This is a genomic window from Staphylococcus gallinarum (genome assembly GCF_000875895.1).
GTDB classification, from domain to species: domain Bacteria; phylum Bacillota; class Bacilli; order Staphylococcales; family Staphylococcaceae; genus Staphylococcus; species Staphylococcus gallinarum.
Map to the genome: position 1 here is coordinate 1 of NZ_JXCF01000261.1, position 241 is coordinate 241.

1 pseudogene is annotated in these 241 nt (G+C 28.6%); it reads right to left on the minus strand.

Going from position 1 to position 241, the window contains the following annotated elements:
• Positions 1-60: 60 nt before the first annotated feature.
• Positions 61-241: pseudogene (locus SH09_RS16800) on the minus strand (S8 family peptidase); the annotation flags it as partial.

The following is a 241-nucleotide window of genomic DNA, read 5'->3' on the forward strand; positions in this document are numbered from 1 at the left end:
TTTCAGTAAGAGTTGAATCTACCTCACCTACAATATTAATAGCAATCATATTATTTCCCTTCAATCTTTAAGTAATTTGTATACGTCCAGTTTTCCTCTTCCATAATGTTTTTTATCCATACCTTTTTCTTTTTCAATCCCTTTTTTCTTAAATATTTCTAAAGTTTTTTCAGGATTATCTTTCAATTTATATTTATCAATCTCTAAGGCTAATGCACCAGAAACTTTTGGAGCTGCAAGT